At 71.4% G+C, this 11,688-nt stretch carries 16 protein-coding genes and 1 pseudogene; 8 read left to right on the forward strand and 9 right to left on the reverse strand.

What is annotated here, in order from left to right; genetic code table 11:
- The 4 genes from RT91_RS17870 to RT91_RS17885 form a co-directional block, all read right to left on the reverse strand.
- A partial coding sequence (locus tag RT91_RS17870) for a plasmid pRiA4b ORF-3 family protein (protein ID WP_035188939.1) occupies positions 1-455 on the reverse strand: 455 nt, incomplete at its 3' end.
- 148 nt (positions 456-603) lie between these two features.
- Positions 604-1,776 carry a 23S rRNA (adenine(2503)-C(2))-methyltransferase RlmN gene (rlmN, locus tag RT91_RS17875; protein WP_012040247.1) on the reverse strand — a complete coding sequence of 391 codons (1,173 nt, stop codon included), beginning with the start codon at positions 1,774-1,776 and terminating at the stop codon, positions 604-606.
- 16 nt (positions 1,777-1,792) lie between these two features.
- The gene (locus RT91_RS17880; RefSeq protein ID WP_007423646.1) at positions 1,793-2,311 is read right to left on the reverse strand and encodes an invasion associated locus B family protein; all 519 of its coding nucleotides are present in this window, start codon (positions 2,309-2,311) and stop codon (positions 1,793-1,795) included.
- A gap of 92 nt (positions 2,312-2,403) precedes the next feature.
- Positions 2,404-2,652 (reverse strand): hypothetical protein, encoded by a 249-nt coding sequence (locus tag RT91_RS17885; RefSeq protein ID WP_041665136.1) that lies wholly within the window; start codon positions 2,650-2,652, stop codon positions 2,404-2,406.
- A gap of 174 nt (positions 2,653-2,826) precedes the next feature.
- Between RT91_RS17885 and RT91_RS17890 the strand changes: the two genes are divergently transcribed.
- Positions 2,827-3,045: an EexN family lipoprotein gene (locus tag RT91_RS17890; protein WP_007423645.1), complete on the forward strand. Its 219-nt coding sequence runs from the start codon at positions 2,827-2,829 to the stop codon at positions 3,043-3,045.
- On the opposite strand, the gene RT91_RS22845 is transcribed toward RT91_RS17890, so the two are convergent.
- The 4 genes and pseudogenes from RT91_RS22845 to RT91_RS17905 all read right to left on the reverse strand — a co-directional run bounded on the left by RT91_RS22845 (position 3,037) and on the right by RT91_RS17905 (position 6,046).
- Positions 3,037-3,462: an NAD(P)-dependent oxidoreductase gene (locus RT91_RS22845; protein WP_256363803.1), complete on the reverse strand. Its 426-nt coding sequence runs from the start codon at positions 3,460-3,462 to the stop codon at positions 3,037-3,039. The two genes, RT91_RS17890 and RT91_RS22845, sit on opposite strands and share 9 nt — an antisense overlap.
- Positions 3,436-3,918 (reverse strand): annotated as a pseudogene (locus RT91_RS22850) (NAD(P)-dependent oxidoreductase); the annotation flags it as partial. The gene RT91_RS22845 and the pseudogene RT91_RS22850, both read right to left, overlap by 27 nt.
- Before the next feature lie 18 nt (positions 3,919-3,936).
- Entirely contained in the window at positions 3,937-5,115 is a 1,179-nt protein-coding gene (locus tag RT91_RS17900) for a CaiB/BaiF CoA-transferase family protein (RefSeq protein ID WP_007423643.1), read from the reverse strand.
- Between the two features lie 10 nt (positions 5,116-5,125).
- Positions 5,126-6,046 (reverse strand): hydroxymethylglutaryl-CoA lyase, encoded by a 921-nt coding sequence (locus tag RT91_RS17905; protein ID WP_035188942.1) that lies wholly within the window; start codon positions 6,044-6,046, stop codon positions 5,126-5,128.
- Positions 6,047-6,135: 89 nt separating this feature from the next.
- Here RT91_RS17905 and hisG point away from each other — a divergent pair, with 89 nt between their 5' ends.
- The 6 genes from hisG to RT91_RS17935 are packed head-to-tail and all read left to right on the forward strand — an operon-like array spanning position 6,136 to position 10,049.
- Positions 6,136-6,831: an ATP phosphoribosyltransferase gene (gene hisG, locus RT91_RS17910; RefSeq protein WP_007423640.1), complete on the forward strand. Its 696-nt coding sequence runs from the start codon at positions 6,136-6,138 to the stop codon at positions 6,829-6,831.
- Positions 6,828-8,138, forward strand: a complete 1,311-nt coding sequence (gene hisD, locus RT91_RS17915) for a histidinol dehydrogenase (protein WP_007423641.1) — start codon at positions 6,828-6,830, stop codon at positions 8,136-8,138. Before hisG ends, hisD begins: the two co-directional genes overlap by 4 nt.
- A gap of 52 nt (positions 8,139-8,190) precedes the next feature.
- Positions 8,191-8,409 carry a translation initiation factor IF-1 gene (gene infA / locus RT91_RS17920; protein ID WP_007423639.1) on the forward strand — a complete coding sequence of 73 codons (219 nt, stop codon included), beginning with the start codon at positions 8,191-8,193 and terminating at the stop codon, positions 8,407-8,409.
- A gap of 13 nt (positions 8,410-8,422) precedes the next feature.
- Positions 8,423-8,989: a nucleoside triphosphate pyrophosphatase gene (locus RT91_RS17925; RefSeq protein ID WP_035188931.1), complete on the forward strand. Its 567-nt coding sequence runs from the start codon at positions 8,423-8,425 to the stop codon at positions 8,987-8,989.
- A complete protein-coding gene (locus RT91_RS17930) occupies positions 8,986-9,858 on the forward strand; it encodes a ribonuclease E/G (RefSeq protein WP_012040239.1) in 873 nt (290 codons plus the stop codon). The genes RT91_RS17925 and RT91_RS17930 overlap by 4 nt, the downstream gene beginning before the upstream one ends.
- Entirely contained in the window at positions 9,855-10,049 is a 195-nt protein-coding gene (locus tag RT91_RS17935) for a DNA gyrase inhibitor YacG (protein WP_035188934.1), read from the forward strand. Before RT91_RS17930 ends, RT91_RS17935 begins: the two co-directional genes overlap by 4 nt.
- On the opposite strand, the gene RT91_RS17940 is transcribed toward RT91_RS17935, so the two are convergent.
- Positions 10,004-10,588 (reverse strand): TIGR00730 family Rossman fold protein, encoded by a 585-nt coding sequence (locus RT91_RS17940; RefSeq protein ID WP_007423636.1) that lies wholly within the window; start codon positions 10,586-10,588, stop codon positions 10,004-10,006. The genes RT91_RS17935 and RT91_RS17940 overlap by 46 nt on opposite strands.
- A gap of 93 nt (positions 10,589-10,681) precedes the next feature.
- Between RT91_RS17940 and RT91_RS17945 the strand changes: the two genes are divergently transcribed.
- The coding region (locus RT91_RS17945; protein ID WP_035188937.1) for a LysM peptidoglycan-binding domain-containing protein at positions 10,682-11,688 on the forward strand (1,007 nt) is incomplete at its 3' end.

Below are 11,688 nucleotides of genomic sequence, written 5' to 3' on the forward strand. Positions count from 1 at the left end.
CGGAGGATGTCGGCCATTGTGTGCAGGTCTTCCAAGGCATCCAGCGACGAAGCTTCATCCTGGCCAGCAAGATAGCCTCCCGGGCCGCCGCAGTCCTCCGGTGGGCAGGTGCCGTCGCCGCCAGTGCAACGCGGATAAGCCTTGCCCGGTTCTCCAGGCAGGTGATCCTCAATCCTGATCTCGTGCCGCCAGGGGATGTTCAGGTCGTACTCATAGACAAACCGGGCGCCTTTGCGCAGCCGCAGCCCAGCCAGCGTGACGTCTGGCGACGAGGCCGATATTTCGCAGGATCCATAGCGGCGGGACCGGAGGCAGAATTGGTAGAGGTGGATGCCCTCCCACCCCATCACGACCTGGATGACGCCATGCAACTCCCGCAGGGTACAGGTATTCGGCACCAGAAACCGCCGCCACACCATCGGGCTGATCCCGATCAACCACACCTTGATCTGCATGATCCCAGCCTCGTCCGTGGCGGAGGGATCAGCGTCAGCGGACGGTTTGGCCTGAATCGAAGGTCGGGGCACCACGCCAGCTTACCGCAGATCAGCCTGCGCCGTCACACCCCACACTTCCTGATGGTCTCCCCCGTCGCGCCGCCCGTCACGCCGCGCCCGCGACCTTCGACTTGAGCTGCCCGCAGGCGGCGAGGATGTCCTGCCCGCGCGGGGTGCGCACGGGGGCGGCATAGCCGGCGTCCATCACGATGTTGGCGAAGCGGCGAATGGCGTTGCCGCTCGATGTTTCGTAGGTCGAGCCCGGCCAGGGGTTGAACGGGATCAGGTTCACCTTGGCCGGGATGCCGTCGATCAGCTCGACCAGGCGGCGGGCATCGGCCTCGCTGTCGTTGATGCCCTTGAGCATCACGTATTCGAAGGTGATCCGCCGCGCGTTCGAGGCGCCGGGATAGCGCCGGCAGGCGGCGATCAGCTCGGCGATGTTGTATTTGCGGTTGAGCGGCACGATCACGTCGCGCACGTCGTCGGTCACGGCGTGGAGCGACACGGCGAGATTGACGCCGAGTTCCGCCCCCGCCCGGTCCATCATCGGCACGACGCCGGAGGTCGAGAGCGTGATCCGCCGGCGCGACAGGCCGATGCCCTCGCCGTCCATCACGATCTTCATCGCCTTGGCGACGTTCTCGTAATTGTAGAGCGGCTCGCCCATGCCCATCAGCACGATGGTGGAGAGCAGCCGCGGCGTCTCGCCCTTCGGGCTCGGCCATTCGCCGTAGGCGTCGCGCATCGCCATGAACTGGCCGACGATCTCGGCGGCGGAGAGGTTGCGCGTCAGCCGCTGGGTGCCGGTGTGGCAGAACCGGCAGGACAGCGTGCAGCCCACCTGCGAGGACAGGCACACGGCACCTCGATCCTCGGTGACATCGGGGATGTAGACGGTCTCGACCGCCTCGTGGTCGCGGAAGCGGAACAGCATCTTGCGCGTCTCGTCGGCGCTGAGATGGTCCGCCGCCACTTCGGGCCGGCCGATGGCGAACCGTTCGGCGAGCTTCGCGCGCAGGGGCTTGGCGATATTCGCCATCGCGGCGAAATCGGTCACGCCCTGGTGGTAGATCCAGTGCCAGAGCTGCTTGGCGCGGAAGGGTTGCTCGCCGATCTCGGCCATCGCCGCGGCGAGTTCCTCGCGCGAGAGGCCGACGAGGTCGCGCCGCCCGTCCGCCAGCTCGTTCGAGGGCGGGGCGAACAGCGCGGCCTTGGCGAGGATGCGCGCCCGCGCCGCCTCGTCCAGCCCGTCCGTCGCCGGCGCGTCCGCGCGCATCGCCGCCGTCACCCGGTCAGGACTTCGCCTTGTGCCCGGCCGGCGGGCAGGCCTTGACGATCGCCTTGTAGGCATCGCCGAACCCGTCGAGGCTGAACGTGTCGCTCACCGCCTTCGCCCCCTTGCCCGTGCTCGCCACGGCCGAGGCGCCGCCGAGGAACGCCTTCACCGTCGCCGGGCCCTTGAGCGCGTAGGCCATGTTGTCCTTGGTGAAGAATTTCAGCGCGGCGCCGCCGACCTTGACCGTCACGTCCTGCTTCTTGGCGTAGGTGACGCCCTGGCTGAGCGAGATCTCGTCGCGGAACGTCGCGCGTTCGGCCACGGTGAGCATCGCCGGCGCGGTCTTCGACCCCTTCTCCGGCTTGGCCGTGGCGAAGGCGTAGCAGACCATGTCCGGGCCGGTGCCGTAGGTCGCCGCCGTCCAGGCCTTGAACGTGCCGAGCGGCTTCGGCTGGTCGGCGGCCCTGGCCGCGAGGGGCGCGACGAGCGGCAGGGCGATCGCGGCGCCGAAAAGGTATGCGGTGGATTTTTTCATGAGCACGAGCCTTACGCCGGCACCCGGCCGGCCGCAAGCGGCGAGACGCGGCCGGCGGGCCGCGAACGGCCCGGCCGGCCGAAGCACGCCGGTCAGTGATGGTCGTAGCGGATGCCGATATCGACCTGGCGCAGCGCCTCGTTCACCGCCCGGAGCGCTGCGATGCGATGCCCGCCCTTGTCGCGGTCGGCGATCTGCAACTGGTGGCGCGCGGCGAGCAGCGCCCGGCGCGCCTGCATCATGTGCCCCTGATATTCGGCCTGGGCGACACCGCCGGCAAGACCGCCGGCGATCAGCGCGCCGCCGAGGATCGCCGCGAATTGCTTGCGCGAAATGTTCATCACGTCGGAACTCCCCATGGTTGACGAGAGTGCTACAAGAGGCGACGAAGATGACCGGATCGCGGCGGTCCTGTGACATTCCGGTGAATTCTTGCCGGCGCGTTCTGGCCGGTGAACGCCGGCCAGTGAGCCCGGGCGCCGCGCCGGCCCCGACACCACGGAGGTTCCAGAGGGATGCGCCACCGCCGCACCGCCGCCACGACCCGCCTCGCGGCCCTGCTGATCGCCTGCGGCGCCCTCGCCGGCTGCGCCGGCGGCGGCCAGACCGCCTATTACCGCAAGAACCCGCATGCGCTGATGCGCCAGGTGGTCCGCTGCGAGAACAATGGCGGCGCGCTGGCCAACACCCCGCATTGCCGCGAGGTGCTGCGCATCAATAACAGCCTATTCTGAGACGCCGCCGAAACGCGCGATCAGCGACGAGGTGTCCCAGCGCCGCCCGCCCATCTGCTGCACATCGGCGTAGAACTGGTCGACCAGCGCGGTGAGCGGCAGCCGCGCCCCGGTTTCCTTCGCCTGGGCGAGGCAGATGCCGAGGTCCTTGCGCATCCAGTCCACCGCGAAGCCGAAATCGAATTTCTTCTCCGTCATCGTCTTCCAGCGGTTTTCCATCTGCCAGCTCTGCGCAGCACCTTTCGAGATCGCGCCGATCACCTTCGCCGCGTCGAGCCCGGCGGCCTCGGCGAAATGCAGCCCCTCGGCGAGGCCCTGGACGACGCCGGCGATGCAGATCTGGTTGACCATCTTGGCGAGCTGCCCGGCCCCGTGCGGCCCGATATGGCTGATATTCGCGCCGTAGCAGCCGACCACCGGCTTCGCCCGCTCGAAATCCGCCGCCTCGCCGCCCATCATCACCGTGAGCTTGCCGTTCTCCGCCCCGGCCTGGCCGCCGGACACCGGCCCGTCCATCACGCCGAAACGCCCGCCGGCGGCCTCCGCCAGCTCGCGCGCCACCGTGGCCGAGGCCGTGGTGTGGTCGACGAACAGCGCGCCCTCCTTCATGCCGGCGAAGGCGCCATCCGGCCCGATCGTCACCGAGCGGAGATCGTCGTCGTTGCCGACGCAGCAGAACACGAAATCGGCCCCCGCCGCCGCCTCGCGCGGGGTCGGCGCCGCCGTGCCCTTGTGCTGCTTCGCCCAGGCCTCGGCCTTGGCGTGGGTGCGGTTGTAGACCGTCACCTCGTGCCCGCCGGCGGCCAGATGCCCCGCCATCGGATAGCCCATCACCCCAAGCCCGATGAACGCCACCTTCGCCATTCTTTTGCTCCTTCCCTGAAATTCCGTTCAGCCGGCGGCGCCCGCCGCGATCAGCCGGTCGATCTCGGCGGCCGGATAGCCCAGCTCCGCCAGCACGTCCCGCGTGTCCGCGCCGGGCGCCGGCACGTCGCGCCGCGCCGTGCTGCGCGCCCCGTCCATGCTGATCGGCAGGCCCGGCAGGCCGATTTTCCGCCCGTCCGGCAGGCTGACCTCGACCAGCCCGCCCGACTCCCGCAGGTGCGGATCGGCGAACAGGTCCGCCGGCTTCGCGATCGGCGCGAAGGGCAGGCCCAGCCGTTCGCAGCGCGCGACCAGATCCGCCGCGCTGAATTGCGCGAAGGCGGCGGCGATCACCGGCAGGGTGCGCGGGCGCGCCGCCCGCCGCTCGGCCTGCGTCGCCAGCCCCGGATCGTCGGCCAGCGCGGCCAGCCCGAACTCGGCGCACAGCACCTTCCACTGCGTGTCGGTAACGACGCCGATGAAGATCTGCTGCCCGTCCTTCGTGTTGAAGATGTCATAGACCGGCCAGGCCACGTCGCGCGCGCTCATCGGCGCCGGCTCGACGCCGGTGATGGCCGCCTGCGCCATGTGCTGCGCCATCAGCATCGCGACGCTCTCGAACAGGCCGGACTGCACGTGCTGGCCGCGCCCGGTCCGCTCCCGCTCGGCGAGGGCGGCGAGCACCGCGATGGCGCCGTAGCTGCCGCCCATGATGTCGATCACCGAGGCGCCGGCCCGCAGCGGCCGGCCGATCGGCCCGGTCATGTAGGCGAGGCCGCCCATCATCTGCACCACCTCGTCGAGCGCGGTGCGGTGTTCGTACGGCCCGGGCAGGAAGCCCTTGAGCGAGCAGTAGATGAGCCGCGGGTTTTGCGCGGCGCAGGCCGCGTAGCCGAGGCCGAGCCGCTCCAGCGCGCCGGGGCGGAAATTCTCGGTCAGCACGTCGGCCCGCGCCACCAGGTCCCGCGCCACTTCGAGCCCCTCGGGCGATTTCAGGTCGAGCATGACGCTGCGCTTGTTGCGGCTCGCCATGGTGAAGAAGCCGATTCCCGAGCCGGTCAGCCGGCGGGTGTTGTCGCCGTCCGGCATCGGCTCGATCTTCACCACGTCGGCGCCGAGATCGCCGAGGATCAGCCCGGTCGTCGGCCCCATCACCATGTGCGCGAACTCGACGACGCGCAGCCCCGCCAGCGGTGTGCCGCTCATGCCGCGCCCCTCACGCCGCCTGGCGATAGGTGCGCGGAATGCCCGCCTTCGCGACCTGCCCATGCATCGGCTCGGCCGGCAGCCCCTCGTGCAGCAGGCGCCGCGCGGCGATCAGCGCCGCAAGGTCGATGCCGGTGCCGAAGCCCATGCTCTCCAGCATGAACACGAGATCCTCGGTGACGATGTTGCCCGACGCCCCGGGCGCGAACGGGCAGCCGCCGAGCCCGGCGAGGGCGGCGTCGAAATCCCTGATCCCGACCTCGAGCCCGGCCAGCGCGTTGGCGAGGCCGAGGCCCATCGTGTCGTGCAGGTGCAGCCCGCGCAGCGCCGGGCCGATCTCGCGCCGCACCGCCCGCACGACCGACTTGATCTGCGCGGGGTTGGCGTAGCCCACCGTGTCGGCGAGGCCGATCTGCTCCACCCCCGTCTCCGCGAGTGCGGCGGCGATGCGCACCACCTCGCGCTCGGGCACCACGCCGTCGATCGAGCAGCCGAAGGCGGTCGAGCAGGCGACCTCGATTTCCGCCGGATTGCCCGCGCTTTCCATCCACTCGACGATCTGGCCGACCACCGCCACCTGCTCGTCCGGCGCGCGGTTCAGGTTGGCGCGCGAATGCCCCTCGCTCACCGAGACCGGAATGCTGACCCGGTGCGCCCCGGCCGCCACCGCCGCCTGCGCCCCGCGCAGGTTCGGCGCCAGCGCGACGACGACGAGGCCCGGAATCTCCTTCGCGAAGCGGACCACCGCCTCGGTATCCGCCATCTGCGGGATGAGCTTCGCCGGCACGAAACTGCCGACCTCGATCTCCTTCACCCCGGCCTTCGCCAGGGCGGCGATCCAGTCGCATTTCGCCCCGGTCTCCATTCTCGACTTCGCCATCTGCAGCCCGTCGCGCGGGCCGACCTCGCAGATCATCACATGCTCGCTCATGGCCGCAATCTGCGCCCACAGCACCGCCGGGACAAGCCCCGCGCCGCCGGGTTTGGCAGGGCGCGCCGGCAATGCTACGAACCCGCGCGATGACCGCCGTGACCCCATCGCCGAAGGCCGCCGAGGCCGCCACCAACGGGCTCGTGCTCGCCCTGCCCAAGGGCCGCATCCTGAAGGAATGCGCGCCGCTGCTCGCCGCCGCCGGCATCGCGCCCGAGCCGGACTATGCCGACGAGAGCAGCCGGCGGCTGCGCTTCCACACCGCGATCCCCGAGCTCGACGTGATCCGCGTGCGCAGTTTCGACGTCGCCACCTTCGTCGCCTTCGGCGCCGCCGAGATCGGCATCTGCGGCGCCGACGTGCTGATGGAGTTCGACTATCCGGAAATCTACGCGCCGCTCGACCTCGGCATCGGCGCCTGCCGCATCGCCGTCGCCGAGCCGGCGGACGCGGCCGGGCGCACCGATTTCGGCCGCCTCTCGCGCGTGCGCGTCGCCAGCAAATACCCCAACATCACCCGCCGGCATTTCGCCGCGCGCGGCATCCAGGCCGAGATCGTGGCGCTGAACGGCGCGATGGAGCTGGCCCCCGGCCTCGGCCTGTCGCGCCTGATCGTCGACCTGGTGCAGACCGGCTCGACGCTGAAGGCCAATGGCCTGGTCGAGACCGAGACCATCGCCCATGTCACCTCGCGGCTGATCGTCAACCGCACCGCGCTGAAGACGCGGCCGGAGGAAATCGCCCACTGGATCGCCCGCTTCCGCGACGCGCTGGCCGCCGCATGATCCGCCGTCTCCACACCGCCGAACCGGGCTTCGCCGCCGCCCTCGCCGCCCTGGCCAGCGACCGCGCCAGCGCCACCGACGTCGCCGCCCCGGTCGCCGCGATCATCGCCCGCGTGCGCGCCGAGGGCGACGCCGCGCTGATCGACCTCACCCGCCGCTACGACCGCTTTCCCATCACGCCCGAAACCCTGCGGGTGAGTGCCGCCGAGATCGACGCCGCCTGCGCCCGCGTCGGCGCCGAACAGCTCGAGGCGATCGACCTCGCCGCGACCCGGATCGAGGCGTTCCACCGCGCCCAGCTGCCGCGGGACATCGGCTTCACCGATGCCGCCGGCGCGCGGCTCGGCCTGCGCTGGGGGCCGCTCGACGCCGTCGGGCTCTACGTGCCGGGGGGCAAGGCGTCCTACCCCTCCTCGGTGCTGATGAACGCGATTCCCGCCCGTGTCGCCGGCGTCGGGCGGATCGCGATGTGCGTGCCGACGCCGGATGGGCAGATGAACGACCTCGTCCTCGCCGCCGCGCGGCGCGCCGGGGTGGCGGAGATCTACCGCGTCGGCGGCGCGCAGGCCGTCGCCGCCCTCGCCTACGGCACCGCCACCATCGCCCCGGTCGATCGCATCGTCGGGCCGGGCAACGCCTTCGTCGCCGAGGCGAAGCGGCAGGTGTTCGGGCAGGTCGGCATCGACTCCATCGCCGGCCCCTCCGAGGTGCTGATCATCGCCGATGCCGGGCAGGACCCGTGGCGCGTCGCCCTCGACATGATCGCCCAGGCCGAGCATGACGAGGCGGCGCAGTCGCTCCTCGTCACCGACGATGCGGCGCTGGCCGAGGCCGTCGCCGCCGAACTCGCCCGCGCGCTGGAAACCCTGCCCCGCGCCTCGATCGCCGCCGCCTCGCTCGCCGCCCATGGCGCGATCATCATCGCCCGCGATCTCGACGAGGCCGCCGAGATCGCCAACCGCGTCGCCCCGGAGCATCTCCAGGTGATGACCGCCGATCCGGACGCGGTCTTCGCCCGCATCCGCCATGCCGGCGCCGCCTTTCTCGGCGCCGACGCGCCGACCGCGATCGGCGACTACGTCGCCGGGCCCAACCACGTGCTGCCGACCGGCGGCACGGCGCGGTTCTCCTCGGGGCTGTCGGTGTTCGACTTCCTCAAGCGCACCACCTTCGTCGCCCTCGATCCGGCGGCGATGGCGTCCATCGGACCCGCCGCGGCGACGCTGGCGGTGGCCGAGAGCCTCGACGGCCACGCCCGTTCCATCCGCGCAAGGCTGACCCGCAACCGGGCGGAAAACTTGACCTGAACGCGCCATCGGCTCATTTGAACCGCATGTTGCAATTTTTTATCGAGGTTTGATGTCAAAAGAAGACATGATCGAGTTCAGCGGCACCGTCGCGGAGCTGCTCCCGAACGCGATGTTCCGGGTGAAACTCGACAACGACCATATCATTCTCGCCCATACGAGCGGCAAGATGCGCAAGAACCGCATCCGCGTGCTGGCCGGTGACCGCGTCAACGTCGAAATGACGCCCTATGATCTGACCAAGGGCCGGATCACCTTCCGCTTCAAGTAAGCCGGACCGCCGCATGGCCGACCTGATCCTGGCCTCGTCGAGCCCCCGCAGGCTCGACCTGTTGCGTCAGCTCGGCATCGTCCCCGACGCGGTGATGTCCCCCGATATCGACGAAACCCCGCACAAGGCGGAACCGCCCCGGCTCTACGCCGCGCGCATGGCGGCGGAGAAGCTCGCTTCCGTCACCGCGCCGGGCGCCTTCGTCATCGCCGCCGATACCGTCGTCGCGCTCGGCCGCCGCATCCTGCCGAAAACCGAAACCGAGGCCGAGGCGCGCCGCTGTCTCGACCTGCTCGCCGGCCGCCGCCACCGGGTGCATTCCGCCGTCGCCGTGCGCGGGCCGGACGGGCGCATCGCCGCGCGCAACGTGATGACCACCGTCGGCTTCGCCCGGCTCGACCGCGACGCCGCCGAGGCCTATCTCGCCAGCGGCGAATGGCGCGGCAAGGCGGGCGGCTACGCGATCCAGGGCCGGGCGGCGGGGTTCGTCGATTTTCTCGCCGGCTCGCATTCCGGCGTGGTCGGCCTGCCCCTGCACGAAACGCTGAACCTGCTGCGCGGCCTCGGCTGGCGGGCATGAGCGCCGTCATCCGCGCCGGGCTGCGCGGCGGCACGGTGCATCTCGCGCTGACCGAATCCGGCACGCTCGCCGGCTACACGCGCTGGCGGCCCGACGCGCCGGATGGCGTCGGCGATCTCCGCTCCGGCCGGATCACCGCCCGCGCCCCGGCACTTGGCGGCGCGTTCGTCGATCTCGGCGACGGATCGGGCTTCCTGCCCGACAGCGCGGGCGGCAAGAGCCTCGCCGAGGGCGATGCCGTCGCGGTCCGCATCACCCGCGCGCCGCAGGGCGGCAAGGGCCCCCGCCTCGCGCTGGCGGAAGGTGTAGCACCCGGCGCGAAGCCCGGCCTGCTCGCCCGCGGCCCCGGCCCGATCGCCGAGTTCCGCGCCCTGCATCCGGCCGCGCCGATCCTCGCCGATGACTGGGAACTCGTCGCCCTGCTGCGCGCGGCGCATGAGGGGGTCGCGCACGATCCGGCCAGCCTCGCCCCGGTGGCGGAGGAGATCGCCGCGCTCGCCGAGCCGGTCTTTCCGCTGCCGCAGGGCGCGCGCGGCACGGTCTGCCCGACGCCGGCGCTCACCGCGATCGATATCGATGCCGGCGCGGCCACCGCCGAGCGGGGCGACAAGCATGGCGCGCAGTTGCGGCTCAACCGCGCCATCATTCCCGAACTCGCCCGGCAGATCCGGCTGCGCAACCTCGCCGGCGCGATCCTGGTCGATTTCGCCGGAATGAAACCCGCCGCCCGGCCGAAACTGGCCCCCGACCTTGCCGCCGCCCTCGCGCGCGATCCGCTCCGCCCGCGCCTGCTCGGCTTCTCGGCACTCGGCTTCGCCGAGATCAGCCGCCCCCGCATCCGCCCGCCGCTGCACGAGTTGCCGCCATGACCGACGAACCGGCTCCCGACCGCCGCCCCCGCCGCAAACCCGCCGGCGCCTGCCCGATCTGCGGCCGGAAGGCGCAGGAGGCGCACCGCCCGTTCTGCTCGGCGCGGTGCCGCGCGATCGATCTCGGCCGCTGGTTCGGCGAGGATTACAGGTTGCCGAGCGACGAGGCGCCGTTGACCGATTCCGAATAGGTCTCGAGCCGGGCGAGCGCGGCCGCCACGTCCGGCACCACCTCGATCAGCTCGCGCGCCGACGGCCGGGCGAAACCGTCCTCGATCACGCCGTCGATCAGCGCCGCCACCCGGCTCGCCCAGCCGCGGATGTCGATCAGCAGGATCGGCTTGGTGTGGCGGCCGAGCTGCTTCCAGGTGAGGATCTCCATCAGCTCGTCCAGCGTGCCGAGCCCGCCGGGCAGCACGACGAACGCGTCCGCCCGGGCGAACATGCGCCGCTTGCGGGTATGCATCGTGTCGGTGACGATCAGTTCGGTCAGGCCGGGAAACTCGACCTCACGGGCGCGCAGGAAATCGGGGATGATGCCGGTCACCGCCCCGCCGGCGCCGAGCGCGGCCCCGGCGGTCGCCCCCATCAGCCCGACATTGCCGCCACCGAACACCAGGGTCATGCCCCGCGCGGCCAGCCCCTCGCCCAGGGCGCGCGCCGCCGCGAGATAGTCGGGCGCCGCCCCCGGGGACGAGCCGCAAAATACCGTGACCGAAATGTGACTCATATTCCAGAATTACCTGCCGAACCTTTCGAGACGGCCGTCCTCGTGGCAGGATAATGCAGGATAGGCAAGCGATCGGCATCAAGAGTTCTTTACATGTCAACCAACCAGACCCCCAGCGGCGAGAGCCAGGGCGAACGGACGCGCGCTCCCGGCTGGCTGCCCGGTGCGGCGATCGGCGCGCTCGGCCTCTGCGCCGTGATCGGCCTCGCCGTGCTCGGCAACCGCCGCGACATCGAACCGACCCGGCCGGTCGCGCCGCCGCCGAACGCCACCGTCCATCCCGCCGCGTCGCCGGCCAGGCCCGCCGGCACCCCGAGCTTCGACACGGTGCGCGTCGATGCCGGCGGCAACGCGGTGATCGCCGGCCACGCCGCGCCCGGCGCCACCGTCACCATCACCGCCAACGGCAAGACGATCGGCACGGTGAAGGCGGATTCCTCCGGCAGCTTCGCCTTCGTCACCTCCCGCCCGCTGCCCGCCGGCGGCCAGCAGCTCGCCCTTTCCGCCACCGGCCCCGGCGGCCAGACCCTGGCCAGCAACCGCGACGTCACCGTCTCGGTGCCCGCCGCGCCGAACGAGGGGCCGCTCGCGGTGCTCGCCGGCAAGAGCGGCGAGCCCTCGAAGGTGCTGAGCGGCCAGGGCCCGGCGCCGGGCACGCTCGGCATCGGCTCGGTCGACTACGACGGCAAGGGCCACGCGCTGATCGCCGGCACGGCGAAACCCGGCGCGCAGGTCTCGCTCTCGCTCGACGGCGCTCCGCTCGGCACCGCGACCGCCGGCCCGGATGGCCGCTGGACGCTGAAGGTCGAGCACATGCCGGCGAAGCCCGGCACCTTCAGCCTCACGGCGCATGACGCGAACGGGGCCGTCATCGGCGAGATGAAGACCGCCTACGCCCCGCGCGCGGTCGGCCCGGTCGCGCCGCACCATGTCGTGATCGAGCGCGGCGACTGCCTGTGGCTGATCGCCCGGCGCGTCTATGGCCGCGGCGTCGACTATTCGCTGATCTACAAGGCGAACGAGGCGAGCATCCGCGATCCCAACCTGGTCTATCCCGGCCAGCGCTTCGTGCTGCCGCCCGCATCCGGCGCCGCGGCGGC

Origin of the sequence: Acidiphilium sp. JA12-A1 (assembly GCF_000724705.2) — a bacterium.
In the GTDB taxonomy this organism is placed as follows: domain Bacteria; phylum Pseudomonadota; class Alphaproteobacteria; order Acetobacterales; family Acetobacteraceae; genus Acidiphilium; species Acidiphilium multivorum.